Source organism: Streptomyces corchorusii (genome assembly GCF_001514055.1).
GTDB classification, from domain to species: domain Bacteria; phylum Actinomycetota; class Actinomycetes; order Streptomycetales; family Streptomycetaceae; genus Streptomyces; species Streptomyces olivaceoviridis.
In genome coordinates this window covers 131,993-147,349 of sequence record NZ_KQ948373.1, presented here as the reverse complement: position 1 = coordinate 147,349, position 15,357 = coordinate 131,993, and the positions used below count along the sequence as shown (strand labels likewise).

Annotated in this window: 11 protein-coding genes; 4 read left to right on the top strand and 7 right to left on the bottom strand. The window is 74.2% G+C overall.

Features of this window, described 5'->3' with window-relative positions:
• Positions 1–164: 164 nt before the first annotated feature.
• The 5 genes from AQJ11_RS39830 to AQJ11_RS39810 form a co-directional block, all read right to left on the bottom strand.
• Positions 165–2,384, bottom strand: coding sequence for an NADP-dependent isocitrate dehydrogenase (locus AQJ11_RS39830; RefSeq protein WP_014676311.1), 2,220 nt, complete (start codon positions 2,382–2,384; stop codon positions 165–167).
• A gap of 37 nt (positions 2,385–2,421) precedes the next feature.
• On the bottom strand, positions 2,422–2,853 hold the full coding sequence (locus AQJ11_RS39825; protein WP_059266637.1) for a DUF4186 domain-containing protein: 432 nt from the start codon (positions 2,851–2,853) through the stop codon (positions 2,422–2,424).
• Positions 2,854–2,934: 81 nt separating this feature from the next.
• Complete coding sequence (locus AQJ11_RS39820) at positions 2,935–4,026, bottom strand: mechanosensitive ion channel family protein (RefSeq protein ID WP_059266636.1); 1,092 nt, start codon at positions 4,024–4,026, stop codon at positions 2,935–2,937.
• 189 nt (positions 4,027–4,215) lie between these two features.
• Complete coding sequence (locus AQJ11_RS39815) at positions 4,216–5,754, bottom strand: amino acid permease (protein ID WP_014676314.1); 1,539 nt, start codon at positions 5,752–5,754, stop codon at positions 4,216–4,218.
• 126 nt (positions 5,755–5,880) lie between these two features.
• Positions 5,881–6,867 (bottom strand): hypothetical protein, encoded by a 987-nt coding sequence (locus AQJ11_RS39810; protein ID WP_208616736.1) that lies wholly within the window; start codon positions 6,865–6,867, stop codon positions 5,881–5,883.
• Positions 6,868–7,168: 301 nt separating this feature from the next.
• Between AQJ11_RS39810 and AQJ11_RS39805 the strand changes: the two genes are divergently transcribed.
• The 3 genes from AQJ11_RS39805 to AQJ11_RS39795 are packed head-to-tail and all read left to right on the top strand — an operon-like array spanning position 7,169 to position 11,222.
• Complete coding sequence (locus AQJ11_RS39805) at positions 7,169–8,599, top strand: FGGY family carbohydrate kinase (RefSeq protein WP_059266634.1); 1,431 nt, start codon at positions 7,169–7,171, stop codon at positions 8,597–8,599.
• Positions 8,596–9,999: an FAD-dependent oxidoreductase gene (locus tag AQJ11_RS39800; protein ID WP_059266633.1), complete on the top strand. Its 1,404-nt coding sequence runs from the start codon at positions 8,596–8,598 to the stop codon at positions 9,997–9,999. Before AQJ11_RS39805 ends, AQJ11_RS39800 begins: the two co-directional genes overlap by 4 nt.
• Complete coding sequence (locus AQJ11_RS39795) at positions 9,996–11,222, top strand: NAD(P)/FAD-dependent oxidoreductase (RefSeq protein ID WP_059266632.1); 1,227 nt, start codon at positions 9,996–9,998, stop codon at positions 11,220–11,222. Before AQJ11_RS39800 ends, AQJ11_RS39795 begins: the two co-directional genes overlap by 4 nt.
• 27 nt (positions 11,223–11,249) lie before the next feature.
• Here the strand turns inward: AQJ11_RS39795 and AQJ11_RS39790 are convergent, their stop codons facing one another.
• A complete protein-coding gene (locus AQJ11_RS39790) occupies positions 11,250–12,014 on the bottom strand; it encodes a crotonase/enoyl-CoA hydratase family protein (protein WP_058082901.1) in 765 nt (254 codons plus the stop codon).
• 45 nt (positions 12,015–12,059) lie between these two features.
• Positions 12,060–13,025 carry a lysylphosphatidylglycerol synthase transmembrane domain-containing protein gene (locus AQJ11_RS39785; RefSeq protein ID WP_208616735.1) on the bottom strand — a complete coding sequence of 322 codons (966 nt, stop codon included), beginning with the start codon at positions 13,023–13,025 and terminating at the stop codon, positions 12,060–12,062.
• A 90-nt stretch (positions 13,026–13,115) separates the two neighbouring features.
• Between AQJ11_RS39785 and AQJ11_RS39780 the strand changes: the two genes are divergently transcribed.
• A complete protein-coding gene (locus AQJ11_RS39780) occupies positions 13,116–15,053 on the top strand; it encodes an ABC transporter ATP-binding protein (RefSeq protein WP_079082635.1) in 1,938 nt (645 codons plus the stop codon).
• Positions 15,054–15,357 lie beyond the last annotated feature (304 nt).

Sequence of the window (15,357 nt, the reverse complement as noted above, 5' to 3'; positions counted from 1 at the left end):
AACTAGGGCCTCTCGTTTGGATCATGCCGGGCTCGCGGGCCCTGGCACCGCGCCTCGCCGCGTTGTCGTCGGTTGCCATGGCTCCGCCATGGCGCCCTCCTCCGCCTTGCGATGCGCGGCACCAGACCCCGCTCCCTGATCCGGCCTGATCCAAACGAAAGACCCTAGCTCAGGGACGCCAGCGCCTCGTTCCAGGTGGCCGACGGCCGCATGACCGCGTCCGCCTTGGCCTTGTCGACCTGGTAGTAGCCGCCGATGTCGGCCGGGGAGCCCTGGACCGCGTTCAGCTCCTCGACGATCTTCTGCTCGTTCGCGGCGAGGGTCTCGGCGAGCGGCGCGAACGCCTTCGCGAGGTCGGCGTCCTCGGTCTGCCCGGCCAGCTCCTGCGCCCAGTACAGGGACAGGTAGAAGTGGCTGCCGCGGTTGTCGATGCCGCCGACGCGCCGGGTCGGGGACTTGTCCTCGTTGAGGAAGGTCGCCGTGGCGCGGTCCAGGGTGTCGGCGAGGACCTTGGCGCGGGTGTTGCCGGTGGCCGCCGCGTACTGCTCGAAGGACGGCACCAGGGCGAAGAACTCGCCGAGGGAGTCCCAGCGCAGGTAGTTCTCCTTGACGAGCTGCTGGACGTGCTTCGGCGCGGAGCCGCCGGCGCCCGTCTCGAACAGGCCGCCGCCCGCCATCAGCGGGACGACCGACAGCATCTTGGCGCTGGTGCCCAGCTCCAGGATGGGGAAGAGGTCGGTCAGGTAGTCACGCAGCACGTTGCCGGTCACCGAGATGGTGTTCTCGCCGCGGCGGATGCGCTCCACCGACAGCTTGGTGGCCTCGACGGGGGACAGGATGCGGATGTCCAGGCCCTCGGTGTCGTGCTCCGGCAGGTACTGCTTGACCTTGGCGATCAGCTGCGCGTCGTGGGCGCGCGTCTCGTCCAGCCAGAACACGGCCGGGTCGCCGGTGGCACGCGCGCGGGTGACGGCCAGCTTGACCCAGTCGCGGATCGGGTCGTCCTTGGTCTGGCAGGCGCGGAAGATGTCGCCCTGCGCGACCGGCTGCTCGATCAGCACGTTGCCGGCCTGGTCGGTCAGCCGGACCGTGCCGGCGGCCGGGATCTCGAAGGTCTTGTCGTGGGAGCCGTACTCCTCGGCCTTCTGCGCCATCAGGCCGACGTTCGGGACCGAGCCCATGGTGGACGGGTCGTAGGCGCCGTTGGCCCGGCAGTCCTCGATGACGGCCTGGTAGACACCGGCGTAGGAGGAGTCCGGGATGACGGCGAGGGCGTCGTGCTCTTGGCCGTCCGGGCCCCACATGTGGCCGGAGGTGCGGATCATGGCCGGCATGGAGGCGTCGATGATGACGTCGGAGGGCACGTGCAGGTTGGTGATGCCCTTGTCCGAGTCGACCATGGCCAGGGCGGGGCCCTCGGCGATCTCGGCCTCGAAGGAGGCCTTGATCTCGGCGCCCTCGGGCAGGTTCTCCAGGCCCTTCAGGATGCCGCCGAGGCCGTCGTTCGGGGTGAGGCCGGCCGCCTTGAGGGTCTCGCCGTACCGCGCGAACGTCTTCGGGAAGAAGGCGCGCACCACGTGACCGAAGATGATCGGGTCGGAGACCTTCATCATCGTGGCCTTCAGGTGCACGGAGAACAGGACGCCCTCCTGCTTGGCGCGGGCGACCTGGGCGGCCAGGAACGAGTTCAGCTCGGCGACGCGCATGACGGACGCGTCGACGACCTCGCCCGCGAGGACCGGCACGGACTCCTTCAGGACGGTGGTGGTGCCGTCCTCGCCGACCAGCTCGATCTTCAGGGCGCCGTCCTCGGAGACGACGACGGACTTCTCGGTGGAGCGGAAGTCGTTCTCGCCCATGGTCGCCACGTTGGTCTTGGACTCGCCGCTCCAGGCGCCCATGCGGTGCGGGTGGGTCTTGGCGTAGTTCTTCACCGAGGCCGGGGCACGGCGGTCGGAGTTGCCCTCGCGCAGCACCGGGTTGACGGCGGAGCCCTTGACCTTGTCGTAGCGGGCGCGGATCTCGCGCTCCTCGTCGGTCTTGGGGTCGTCCGGGTAGTCTGGCAGCGCGTAGCCCTTGCCCTGGAGCTCGGCGACGGCGGCCTTCAGCTGAGGGATGGACGCCGAGATGTTCGGCAGCTTGATGATGTTGGCCGCGGGGGTCTTGGCCAGCTCGCCCAGCTCGGTCAGCGCGTCGGGGATGCGCTGATCCTCGTTCAGGTACTCCGGGAAGACGGCGATGATGCGCCCGGCCAGCGAGATGTCACGCGTCTCCACGGGCACACCGGCCTGCGAGGCGTACGCCTGGATCACCGGCAGGAACGAATGCGTCGCCAGGGCCGGGGCCTCGTCTGTGTAGGTGTAGATGATGGTCGAGTCAGTCACCGGGTGCTCCGCTCCACGTCTGCAACATTGCTCGACATCAAGATATCTCGTGCCCGGGGTCGGCTCGACAGGGGTCCTGGCCGGAAAATGCGCCGTCCGTCATCTCGCGCGCGATCCAGCGGCTGATCACTTCCACCACGTACGCGTGTTCGACACGGGTCAGTGCGCGTCCCTTGGGGATGCCGTGCCAGCGCTCCAGGCAGCTCCGGCAGCAGGTGGCGGTCGCGTGCTGGGCCACGAACACCGGGTGGCCGCGGTACGGCGTCTGCCGGCCGTCCTTGTACGGCTCGGCCGGCGCCAGCCGCTTCGCGATCAGGTCGTACGCGTGCCAGCGCAGGGTCGCCGGTCCCTTCAGGGCGGCGGTCGCCCGGTCCCGGCCGCGCAGGTGGAACTTCGCCCGGAACGGCTGGCGCGCGAGCGCGTCCAGTCGCCGGTCGAGCGTGCGGGGGTCCGGGGCCGGCGTGGTCATCCTGCTTCGAGCATACGTGCCGGCCGGGACCTCACGGCCGGGCTGCTCGGTGGCCCGCGCCACCGGCACCGCGCCCCGGCGCTACTCCGTCGCCTGCGCTTCCGGCACGGCGCCCTCCGCGCTCCGCTGCTGCGGGATCACCGCCGAGCCCTGCTGGAGCGAGACCGTACGGGTGGGGGCCGGGATGCGGATGCCCTCCTCGCGGTAGCGGCGGTGCAGGCGCTTGATGAACTCGTGCTTGATCCGGTACTGGTCGCTGAACTCGCCGACGCCGAGGATCACCGTGAAGCCGATCCGGGAGTCGCCGAAGGTGTGGAAGCGGATGGCGGGCTCGTGCTCCGGTACGGCGCCCGTGACCTCCGTCATGACCTCCGCGACCACCTCGGCGGTCACCCGCTCGACGTGCTCTAGGTCGGAGTCGTAGCTCACCCCGGCCTGCACCAGCACGGTCAGCTCCTGCTCGGGCCGCGTGAAGTTGGTCATGTTGGCCTTGGCGAGCTGGCCGTTGGGGATGACCACCAGGTTGTTGGAGAGCTGGCGGACCGTCGTCTGACGCCAGTTGATGTCCACCACATAGCCCTCCTCGCCGCTGCTCAGCCGGATGTAGTCGCCGGGCTGGACGGTCTTGGAGGCGAGGATGTGGATGCCCGCGAAGAGGTTGGCGAGCGTGTCCTGGAGGGCCAGGGCGACCGCCAGACCGCCGACGCCCAGGGCGGTGAGCAGGGGCGCTATGGAGATGCCCAGGGTCTGGAGGACGACCAGGAAGCCGATCGCCAGGACCAGCACGCGGGTGATGTTGACGAAGATGGTCGCCGAGCCCGCGACCCCGGAGCGGGACTGGGTCACCGAACGGACCAGGCCGGCGATCACCCGGGCCGCGGAGAACGTCACCACGACGATCAGCCAGACCTCAAGCCCCTGGTTCACGTGGTGCTGGACGGTCCGGGTGAGCGGCAGGACGGCCGCTGCCGTCGCCGCGCCGCCCGCGATCGCCGCCCAGGGCACGACCGAGCGCAGCGCGTCCACGATGACGTCGTCGCCGCTCCAGCGGGTCCGCTTGGCGTGCTTCGCGAGCCAGCGCAGCAGGGTGCGCGACATGAAGGCGAGCACCAGGCCCGCCGCCAGGGCGATGCCGGCGAGGACGAGGTCGTCCAGGGTCAGCGCGCGGTTCACCGGTCACCTCCGGGGCGTGTGGCCGCTGTGGAGAGCCTCTTGTGAAGTCTCGTCACTCTGTCACCTGCTCGATGTCCGGGATGTGCGACCGCGCCGGCGGGAGGAACTCCGGTGACCGGCGCGCTCGTTCATCCTGCCGCATCCGGCGCACCGGTTCGTACCGGGACCGGTGCTCTGCGGGCAGCCGGCTCAGACGATGCCCTCCGCGAGGTCCGCCTGGTCGCGGTCGCTGCCGTACGCGGCGGTGGTGGGGGTGCCGTACGACCGGCGGGCGACGTACCACCAGACGCTGGCCAGGACGAGGACCACCGCGAGGGCGACGGAGGCGTAGTTCATCGTGTCGACCGTGACCGGCGACGCCTGCGGCAGGCAGAACAGGACCGTCACGCACGCCACCCACCCGACCGCGATCCAGCCGACCGGCTTGCTCCAGCGGCCCAGTTGCCACGGACCCGGCTGGAAACGGTCGCCCGCGCGCAGCCGCAGGAAGACGGGGATGGCGTAGGCCGGGGTGATGCCGATGACGTTGATGGCGGTCACCGCGTTGTACGCCGTCGCCGAGTACAGCGACGGCAGGGCGAGGACACAGGCGACGACGACGGACAGCCAGACGGCGGCGACCGGCGTCTGGGTGCGTCCGCTGACCTTGCGCCACAGGTGCGAGCCGGGCAGCGCGCCGTCCCGGCTGAACGCGAACACCATCCGGCTGGCCGCGGCGACCTCGGCGTTGCCGCAGAACAGCTGGGCGACGATGACCACGAGGAGCAGGGCGCTCGCGCCGTCGGTGCCGAGGCCGTCCAGCATGATCTGGGCGGGCGGTACGCCGGTGCCGGTGGTGCGCGTGGCGTCGTAGTCCTGGATGGCGAAGGTGAGACCGGCGAGCAGCACGAAACCGGCCAGCCAGGACACCCAGATGGCGCGGACGATGCCGCGGGAGGCGGCCACCGAGGCGTGGGAGGTCTCCTCCGACAGGTGGGCGGAGGCGTCGTAGCCGGAGAAGGTGTACTGCGCGAGGAGCAGGCCGATCGCGGCGACGTACAGCGGGTTGTCCCAGCCGGTCTCGTTGACGAACTCGGTGAACACGAAGGACGCCGACCGGTGGTGGTCGGGGACGATCACCAGTGCGCCGACGATCAGTGCCACGCCCGCCAGGTGCCACCACACGCTGACCGAGTTGAGCAGGCTGACCAGGCGCACGCCGAACAGGTTCAGCACCGCGTGCAGCAGCAGGATCGCGCAGAAGATCAGCATGGTCCGGCCGGGCGTGGGCGTGAAGCCCCACTGGAGGTTGGCGAACGCGCCGGTGAACAGGGCGGCGCCGTAGTCGATGCCGGCGATCGCGCCGAGCAGGCCGAGCAGGTTCAGCCAGCCGGTGTACCAGCCCCAGCGCCGGCCGCCGAGCCGGTCGGCCATGTAGTACAGGGCGCCGGAGGTCGGGTAGGCACTGGTGACCTCGGCGAGCGCGAGCCCGACGCACAGCACGAACAGGCCGACGCCCGCCCAGCCCCACAGCATCACGGCGGGGCCGCCGGTGTTCAGGCCGAAGCCGTACAGGGTCATGCAGCCGGACAGGATCGAGATGACCGAGAAGCTGATCGCGAAGTTGCCGAAGCCGCCCATGCGGCGGGCCAGCACCGGGCGGTAGCCGAGTTCCCGCAGCCGCTGCTCCTCGTCCTGCTGCGGCAGACCGGGCGAGGGGGCGGGCGAGGGACCGGGGGTGGGGGACACGCGGGGACCTCCTGGATCAACGGTTGTCGGACGGGCACGTGCAACGGGGTCGTTCAGGGGGTGGTGCGGGGCTGTTCCCGGCGCTGTGGAGGAGGGCTCTTCGGCGGCGGCGTGCGGGCGCGGTGTTCAGGGACGGGAGCCCTCCGCGGCGGCCCGGCAGCGGTCCCGGGCCTGTACGAAGACCTCCACGGCCCGGTCCCGGTCCGGAGTGCGGTACATCCAGGGCGGCGGGGTGAAGTAGGGGCCGATCGCCTCGAACACCCTTGCCGCGTCGGCGAATTTCAGGGCACCCCACAGCGCGTGGGCCAGATGGTTGAGGTCCGGCAGCGCGCGCTCGGCGGGGTCCGTCCGCTCGAACCACGAGTGCAGTGCGCGCCGCGCCTCCCGGTCCGCCTCCTCCACCACCCAGTGCAGGTCCAGCGCCGCGTCGTGCCCGCTGTCCCGGCGGTAGCGCTCGACCCGGACGTACAGCGGCAGCAGGTGCAGCGCCGAGCCGGGCGGGGCCTGCCCGGCGGCCCACTGCGCGTACCCGGCGGCCTCCGCGAGCCGGCCCGAACCGCCCCGCGCGTACAGGAACTGGAGCATCCGGTGGTGCGCCTCGCGGTTGAACGGGTCGCGCCGGTCGGCCTCGGCCAGCAGCCCCCAGGGGCCCGGCGGCAGCATCGGCTCCGGCGCGGCGGCCCGGTGCTCCTCCCAGCGCTGCTCCGGGTCGAGCTGGGCCAGTGCCAGCAGACACACCCAGGGCACCGGGTCCCGCGGGGCGGCCACGGTCGCCGTCTGGGCGGCGTCCCACGCCTCGATCCACAGCTCATGGGTACGGCGGTGCCGTTCCCGCCGGGCCCGCAGCGCGCGCTCGACGCCGACACGGGCGTGCATCACCACCGCGTGCGCGCTGTCCGGCTCCTCGGTGAGCCAGGCCCGCACCACGTCGGTGCCGGCCGCGGCAGCCGCCAGCACCTGGGTGCGCTGGGTCCACTGCCACCACGGCGTGGTCTCCGCGAGCAGGGTCCGCATGGCCATCCAGCGGCCGGTGCGCAGGTCCTGGAGCGCGGCGCGCAGCGCGTGGTCGGGACCGGCGGGGTCGTAGGAGGGGCGGGCTCCGTCTCTGGCCATCAGCCGCCGGCCCCCGGCCACGGGCGCACGAGCGAGGTGGCGGGGTGACGTTGCAACAGCCCTCCCCTGGGCGGTGATGAAGATGTCTCGTGTGGTCGGCGGTCACTATAGAGGCGTGCGTTCCGCCGTACCATTGTTGCCAAGTCAACTAATTCCGGGGCGAGTTGACCGCTGAGGGGAAGACCTTGACTCCGGGGCCGCGGCGGCGGCAGGCTGGCGCGGTGATCTTCAGGGCCGGAGCGGGGGACGCGGGTCGGACGCGGACGCGGGGCGCTGGGCGCGCTCACGCGGAGGGCGCGCGATGACCGGGCCGGTGCTCGCCGTCGACCAGGGCACGTCCGGCACCAAGGCGCTGGTGGTCTGCCCCGAACGCGGTGTCCTCGGCACCGGTTTCGCGCAGGTGCGCCCCCGCCATCTGCCCGGCGGCCTGGTCGAGGTGGACCCGGCGCGGCTGTACGACTCGGTGGTTAAGGCAGGCCGGCGCGCGCTCGCCGAGGCCGGCGAGGGCGTCGTCGCGTTCGGCCTCGCCAACCAGGGCGAGACCGTCCTCGCCTGGGACCCGGACACCGGCCGCCCGCTGACCGACGCCCTGGTGTGGCAGGACCGCCGGGCCGAGACCGTCTGCGCCGAACTCACCGCGCACGCGGAAGAGTTGAGGGAGCTGACCGGCCTGCCCCTCGATCCGTACTTCGCCGCACCGAAGATGGCCTGGATCCGTCGCCACCTCACCCGCGACGGCGTCGTCACCACCTGTGACGCCTGGCTGGTCCACCGCCTCACCGGCGCCTTCGTCACCGACGCCGCCACCGCCGGCCGTACCCAGCTGCTCGACCTGGACCGCGCCGAGTGGTCCCCGCGCGCCCTCGACCTCTACGGCCTGGCCGGCGAACGCCTCCCCGAGGTCACCGACACCGCGCACCCGGTCGGCACCACACGCGCATTCGGCCCGGAGATCCCGCTCACCGGGCTGATCGTCGACCAGCAGGCCGCCCTGCTCGCCCAGCGCGTCACCGGGCCCGGCGCCGCCAAGTGCACCTACGGCACCGGCGCGTTCCTGCTCGCCCCCACCGGCGACCGCCCCCGGCGCGGGGACTCCGGCCTGGTGAGCTGCGTGGCCTGGCGGCTCGCCGGACACACCGAATACTGCCTGGACGGCCAGGTCTACACCGCCGCCTCCGCCGTCCGCTGGCTCACCGACCTCGGCGTCCTGTCCTGCGCCGCCGACCTCGACCCGGTCGGCGGCACCGTCCCCGACAGCGGCGGGGTCACCTTCGTCCCGGCCCTCGCCGGACTCGCCGCCCCCTGGTGGCGCGGCGACCTGCGCGGCTCCCTCACCGGCCTCGGCCTCGACACCACCGCCGGCCACCTGGTGCGCGCCCTGTGCGAGGGCATCGCCGCCCAGGTCGCCGAACTCGCCGAGGCCGCCGCCCGCGACCTGGGCGCCCCCCTGACCACGCTCCGCGTCGACGGCGGCCTCACCCGCTCCGCGCTCCTCATGCAGACCCAGGCCGACCTGCTGCAACGCCCCGTTGAAGTGTCCGCGCTGGCCGACGCCACCGCGCTCGGCGCCGCCGCCCTCGCCCGCCTCGGCGCGGACCGGGGCCTCAGCGTCGCGGACGCCCTGCCCGACGGGAAACCCGCCGCCGTGTACGAGCCCCGCATCCCGGCCGACCAGGCCGCCGAACGCCGCGCCGGCTTCCGCGCCGCCGTCGCGGCCCTCCTCGGCGCGTGACCGTCACCGCGGCCGGGCCGCTGCCCACGACGCCGTACGACGTGGCGGTCGTCGGCGCCGGTGTCGTCGGCTGCGCCATCGCCCGCGAACTCGCCCGCCGGCCCCGGCTGCGCATCGCCCTGGTCGAGGCCCAGGACGACGTCGGCCAGGGCACCTCCAAGGCCAACACCGCGATCCTGCACACCGGCTTCGACGCGACCCCCGGCACCCTGGAGGCCCGCCTGGTCCGCGAGGGGTACACCCGCCTCGGCGCCTACGCCGCCGAGACCGGCATCCCCGTCGAGCGGGTCGGCGCGCTGCTGGTCGCCTGGGACGAGGAACAACTCGCCGCGCTGCCCCGGCTGGCCGAGAAGGCCGAGCGCAACGCCTGCCACGACACCGCCCTGCTGGGCCCCGCGGAGCTGTACGCCCGCGAACCCCACCTCGGCCCCGGCGCGCTCGGCGCCCTGCACGTCCCCGGCGAGAGCATCATCTGCCCCTGGACGACGACCCTGGCGTACGCCACCCAGGCGGTCCGCGCCGGCGCCGATCTGCACCTCAACACCGCCGTGCGCGAGGTGAGCCCGTCGGACGGGCACCTGCTGACCACCAGCCGGGGCACCCTGCGCGCCCGCCACCTGGTGAACGCGGCCGGACTGCACGCCGACACCCTGGACCGCGCGCTCGGCCACGAGGACTTCACCGTCACCCCGCGCCGCGGCCAGCTCCTGGTCTACGACAAGCTCGCCCGCCCCCTCGTCCGGCACATCCTCCTCCCCGTGCCGACCGCGCTCGGCAAGGGCGTCCTGGTCGCGCCCACCGTTCACGGCAACGTCCTGCTCGGCCCCACCGCCGAGGACCTGCGCGACAAACGGGCCACCGGATCCACCGCCGACGGGCTGGCCGCACTGCGGGACAAGGGCCGCCGTGTGCTGCCCGCCCTGCTCCAGGAGGAGGTCACCGCCGTCTACGCCGGGCTGCGCGCGGCCACCGGGCACGAGGACTACCGCATCACCGCCCACCCCGGACAGGCGTACGTCACCGTCGGCGGCATCCGCTCCACCGGCCTGACCGCGTCCCTGGCCATCGCCGCCCACGTCACCGGCCTGCTGGCCGACGGCGGCCTCGACCTCGGACCGGTACGGGAACCGGAGCCGGTGACCATGCCCAACCTCGGCGAGGCCTTCCCCCGCCCCTACCAGCGGCCCGACCTCATCGCCGCCGACCCCGAGTACGGCACCCTCGTCTGCCACTGCGAGCGCGTCTCCCGCGGGGAGATCCGCGACGCCCTCGCCAGTACGGTCCCGCCCCGCAGCCTGGAGGGCCTGCGCCGCCGCACCCGCGCCCGGGCCGGCCGCTGCCAGGGGTTCTACTGCGGCGCGGCGGTACGGGAGCTGTTCGAGCGGGGGACGAGACCATGACGGCCCCGCGTCGGGTGGACGTCCTCGTCGTCGGCGCCGGCCCCGCCGGGCTCGCCGCCGCCGCACGGCTGGCCGCCGCCGGAGCCGGGCACGTGGAGGTGCTGGAGCGGGAGCCACGGCCCGGCGGAGTGCCCCGGCACTGCGCGCACGGCGGCTTCGGCACCTGGACGCACCCGCTGACCGGCCCCGGGTACGCCCGGCTGCTCACGGAGGCCGCCGAGCGCGCGGGCGCCACGGTCCGCACCGGCGTGACGGCACTGGACTGGGCGCCTACCGGACCCCGGCTCACCGCCGTCGGCCCCGGCGGACCGGAGACCGTCACGGCACGGGCCGTCGTCCTCGCCACCGGCGCCCGCGAACGCCCCCGCCCCGCCCGGCTGGTGCCCGGCACCCGCCCCGCCGGTGTCTACACCACCGGCGAACTCCAGCAGGCGGTCCACCTGTTCGGGCAGCACATCGGCACCCGCGCGGTCGTCGTCGGCGCGGCGGACGTCTCCTACGCGGCGGCGGACACCGTCCGCGCGGCCGGCGCCGAGATCGTCGCCCTCGTCACGGAACACCCGCGCGCCCAGACCGGCCGCGCCCGCGCCGGGGCGGCCCGGCTGCGCCACGGCGTGCCGCTGCTGACCGACACCACCGTCACCGAACTCCTGGGCCGCGGACGCCTGTCCGGCGTCCGCGTCCGCCACCGCGACGGCCGTACGACCGTACTCCCGTGTGACACCGTGGTCTTCACCGGCGACTTCGTCCCCGACCACGAACTGGCCCGGCGCGGCGGCCTCACGCTGGACCCCGGCACCCGCGGCCCCGCCGTCGCCGGCTCCCTGCACACCTCGCGCCCCGGTGTCTTCGCCGCCGGCAACGTCCTGCACGCCGTGGAGCCCGCCGGCACGGCGGCCCGCGAGGGCGCCCGGGCGGCCGGCGCGGTGCTGGACTTCCTGGCGGGCGCGCCCTGGCCGGCCCCCGGCGTGCCCGTGACCGTCGAGCCGCCGCTGCGTTGGATTGCCCCGAACCGCGTCACCCCGGCCGCCCCGCCCGTCCCCCACGTCCTGCGCACCGGCGTCCCGCTGCACCGCCCGGTCCTGTACGTCCGCCAGGACGGCCGCCTCCTGCACCACGAGCGCCTGCGCACCGCCCTGCCCGACCGCACCCTGACCCTCGACCCCCGCTGGCACGGCCGTGTCGACCCCGAGGGCGGGGAGGTGCGGGTGAGCACCCGCTGAGCGCGGGGCCGCCCAAGGAGCGGCGGTTCACCCGTCCGCGAACGACCCGTGCCGTCCGGCACCCGAGGCGAACCGGGCGGCACCCTCCGCGCCCTCGGCCAGCACCCCCATGCCCCGCCGCAGTTCGCCGCGCAGCGCGGTCCGCTCGTCCCGCCCCTCCTGGTCCAGGACCGACGCCCGGTCACCGCGCAGGCAGGCCTGCGGGAAGCGGGCGATCCGTGCCGCCAGCGCCTCCGCCTCGGCACGCGCGTGTCCGGTGGGGACCAGCCGGTTCGCCAGGCCCATCTCGTACGCCTCGCGGGCCGGGACGGGGCGGCCGGTGAGGATCATGTCCAGGGCCCGGCCGGTGCCGATCAGCCGGGGCAGCCGTACCGTGCCGCCGTCGATCAGGGGCACGCCCCAGCGGCGGCAGAACACCCCGAACACCGCGTCCTCCTCGGCGACCCGCAGATCGCACCACAGGGCGAGCTCCAGGCCGCCCGCGACCGCGTGCCCGGCCACCGCGGCGATCACCGGCTTGGACAGCCGCATCCGCGTCGGCCCCATCGGCCCGTCGCCGTCCTCCGCCACCCGGTTGCCGCGCTCCGTGCCGATCGCCTTCAGGTCCGCGCCCGCGCAGAAGGTGCCTCCCTCGCCCCACAGCACCGCCACCCGGGCGCTGTCGTCCGCCTCGAACGCCCGGAAGGCGGCGGCCAGTTCGGCGGCCGTCGGACCGTCCACCGCGTTGCGGGCCTCCGGCCGGGACAGGACGACCGTGGTGACGTACTCCTCGCGTTCTGTGCGGACCGGCACGGCGGGTGCTCCTTCTGCGGGGGCGGCTCGGAGGGCCACTGTGCCTCAGATGACCTTCAGCCGCACCAGTGCGCCCAGTGTCAGCGCCCCCGGCACCAGCGGCAGCCACACGGTGATGATCCGGTAGGCCAGCACCACCGCCGTCGCCACCGCGGCCGGGCCGCCCACCGCGACCAGGGCCACGATCAGCGCGGCCTCCACGGACCCCAGCCCGCCGGGCGTGGGCACCAGGGCCACCGCGACCGTCGCGGCGAGGTAGGCCAGCACCGTGTGCGCGGGCGGCACCGGCAGCCGCAGCGCCTGCCCGACGGCCGCGAGTCCGGTCGCCTGGAGCGCGGGGAAGGCCAGCGAGCCGCCCCACAGCGCCAGGGCGCGGGCCGGCCGGGTGTGCACCGACCGGGCCTCGTCCAGGGCGTCCCGCGCGAACGCGGACACGCGCGTGCGCAGCGGCCTCACGAGCGCCGTCACGGCCCCCGCCACGACCACCAGGCCCACCGCGCCCAGCAGCAGCGGCAGCGCCGAGCCGTCCGGCAGCAGGGGGCCGAGCCGCAGCGCGTCCGGGAACGCGACCAGCAGCGCGGCCAGCAGCCCGAGCCGGCCCACGCACTCCGCCAGCAGATACAGCGCGAGCGCGGCCGAGGAACGCGCCGGCGGCACCCCGCACACGGTCATGAAGCGCAGGTTCACGGCGCCCGCGCCGAGCCCGGTCGGCAGCAGGTGGTTGGCCGCGCCCGCCGCGAACTGGGTGGCCAGCAGCCGCCCCTTCGGCAGCGGCTGGAGCACCGCGCCCTGCCGGGTGATTGCGGCGGCGACCCAGGTCAGGCAGGTCGCCGTGGCCGCCGCGAGCAGCCACGGCCAGGAGGCGGTGCGCAGGTGGCCGAAGCCCTCGGCGAGGACCGAGCGGTGCCGTACGGCGGCCACGGCGACGAGCACGAGCGGCACCAGGCAGAGCACCTGGCGCACGGGGAGGCGTCGGGGCGGGCGCCGGCGGGGGAGGGGGACGGCAGTCACATCGGCACAGGCTCTCCCGGGCGTCCCAACACCGGGTGAACCGTCGCGGACATTGACCTCAACGAACCTTGAGGTTCTACGGTCTCTTCCATGAGCATGGAGACCACCGCCTGGACGCAACTGCACAGCGTGATGAACGCGCAGTCCGAGCGTCGCCCGTTCGCCCGCGCCACCCTGCGCCGCATCGCCGCCTTCGCCCGCCCGCACCGCGCCGGCATCGCCCGGTTCGTGCTGCTCGGGGTGGTGACCGCCCTGCTGGCCGTCGCGACACCCGTGCTCGCCGGCCGCGTCGTCGACGCGATCGTGGCGGGGCACGACTCCGGCACGGTGGTGCGGCTGTCCCTGCTCATCGCGCTCGTGGCGCTCGCGGAGGCGGGGCTCGGCATCCTCGGCCGCCGCCTGTCGGCGACGCTCGGGGAGGGACTCATCCTCGACCTCAGAACGGCTGTGTTCGATCATGTGCAGCGCATGCCCGTCGCGTTCTTCACACGTACGCGTACGGGCGCGCTGGTCAGCCGTCTCAACAACGACGTGATCGGCGCCCAGCGGGCCTTCGCCAACACCCTCTCCGGTGTCGTCAGCAACCTGGTCACCCTGGTGCTGACGCTCGCCGTGATGCTCACCCTGTCCTGGCAGATCACCCTGCTCGCGCTGGTCCTGCTGCCGGTGTTCGTGCTGCCCGCCCGCCGCATGGGCAGCCGGATGGCCCGCATGCAGCGCGAGGCCGCGGCGCTGAACGCGGCCATGGGCACCCGGATGACCGAGCGGTTCTCCGCCCCCGGCGCCACCCTGGTCAAGCTGTTCGGGCGCCCGGAGGAGGAGTCGGCGGAGTTCTCGGCGCGGGCCGCCCAGGTCCGGGACATCGGCGTCCGCACGGCGACGGCCCAGTCCGTCTTCATCACCTCCCTCACCCTGGTCTCCGCCCTCGCCCTGGCCCTCGTCTACGGCCTCGGCGGCTGGTTCGCGCTGCGCGGCACCCTGGAGCCCGGAGCGGTCGTCTCCCTCGCCCTGCTGCTGACCCGGCTGTACGCCCCGCTGACCGCGCTCGCCGGGGCCCGGGTCGAGGTGATGAGCGCGATCGTCAGCTTCGAGCGGGTCTTCGAGGTGCTCGACCTCAAGCCGCTCATCGCCGAGAGGCCGGACGCCCGCGAGGTCCCCGACGGCCCGGTCGCCGTCGAGTTCGACGACGTCCGCTTCTCCTACCCGTCCGCCGACCAGGTCTCCCTCGCCTCCCTGGAGGAGGTCGCCGCGCTCGACACCCGCGGCGGCACCGAAGTGCTGCGCGGCATCTCCTTCCGCGCCGAACCCGGCCGGACCGTCGCCCTCGTCGGCTCCTCCGGCGCCGGCAAGTCGACGATCGCCCAGCTCCTGCCGCGCCTGTACGACGTCGACGCGGGCGCGGTCCGCATCGGCGGGGTCGACGTCCGCGACCTCACCTTCGCCTCCCTGCGGGCCACCCTCGGCATGGTCACCCAGGACGGTCACCTCTTCCACGACACCGTCCGCGCCAACCTGCTGCTGGCCCGCCCGGACGCCGGTGACGACGAGCTGTGGGACGCCCTCGGCCGCGCCCGCCTCGCGGACGTCGTCCGGTCCCTGCCCGACGGCCTGGACACGGTCGTTGGCGAGCGCGGCTACCGGCTCTCCGGCGGCGAACGCCAGCGCATGACCATCGCCCGGCTGCTGCTCGCCCGCCAGCGCGTGGTCATCCTGGACGAGGCCACCGCCCACCTGGACAACACCTCCGAGGCGGCCGTCCAGGAGGCGCTCACCGAGGCCCTGGAGGGCCGCACCGCCGTGGTCATCGCCCACCGCCTGTCCACGGTCCGCGCCGCCGACCAGATCCTGGTCGTGGAGTCCGGCCGGATCGTGGAGCGCGGCACGCACGAGGAACTGCTGGCGACGGGGGGCCGGTACGCCGAGCTGTACCGCACCCAGTTCGCGGACCGCGGCGAGCCCGCGGAGGCGGGGGTGCCGGGGACGGTTACGCCGGGCGCTACGGGGGCGGGGGTGTCGGCGGCGGGGTGAGCCTGGGGCGGCGGGAGATGGCGGCGGGGTGAGCCTGGAGCGGCGGGGGACGGCGGTGGGGTGAGTGGGTGCCCGGGGCGGTGGAGGATGGCGGAGGCGGGGTGACGGCGGTGGGGGACGCGGCGGTCACATCAAGTGCCCGGCGCCGTCCGATCCCGGCGTCCAGCGTTACCCAGTCCCCGGCGTCCGGCGTCGCCCAGCCCCCGGTCCCCCGCACCGCCCACCCCCCGGCACCCAACGCCCCCGGTTCCTCCCCGCGCGCCCGGCCCCACCGGCGGGGTTTCCCGTTCCGCCTCTTGACGCC

What these genes read in the sequence shown, in the direction of transcription:
- AQJ11_RS39825 (WP_059266637.1), bottom strand. Translation starts at nt 2,853, where the DNA reads ATGACCACGCCGGCCCCGGACCCCCGCACGCTCGACCGGCGACTGGAC.
- AQJ11_RS39810 (WP_208616736.1), bottom strand. Translation starts at nt 6,867, where the DNA reads ATGGCCAGAGACGGAGCCCGCCCCTCCTACGACCCCGCCGGTCCCGAC.
- AQJ11_RS39805 (WP_059266634.1), top strand. Translation starts at nt 7,169, where the DNA reads ATGACCGGGCCGGTGCTCGCCGTCGACCAGGGCACGTCCGGCACCAAG.
- AQJ11_RS39795 (WP_059266632.1), top strand. Translation starts at nt 9,996, where the DNA reads ATGACGGCCCCGCGTCGGGTGGACGTCCTCGTCGTCGGCGCCGGCCCC.
- AQJ11_RS39780 (WP_079082635.1), top strand. Translation starts at nt 13,116, where the DNA reads ATGAGCATGGAGACCACCGCCTGGACGCAACTGCACAGCGTGATGAAC.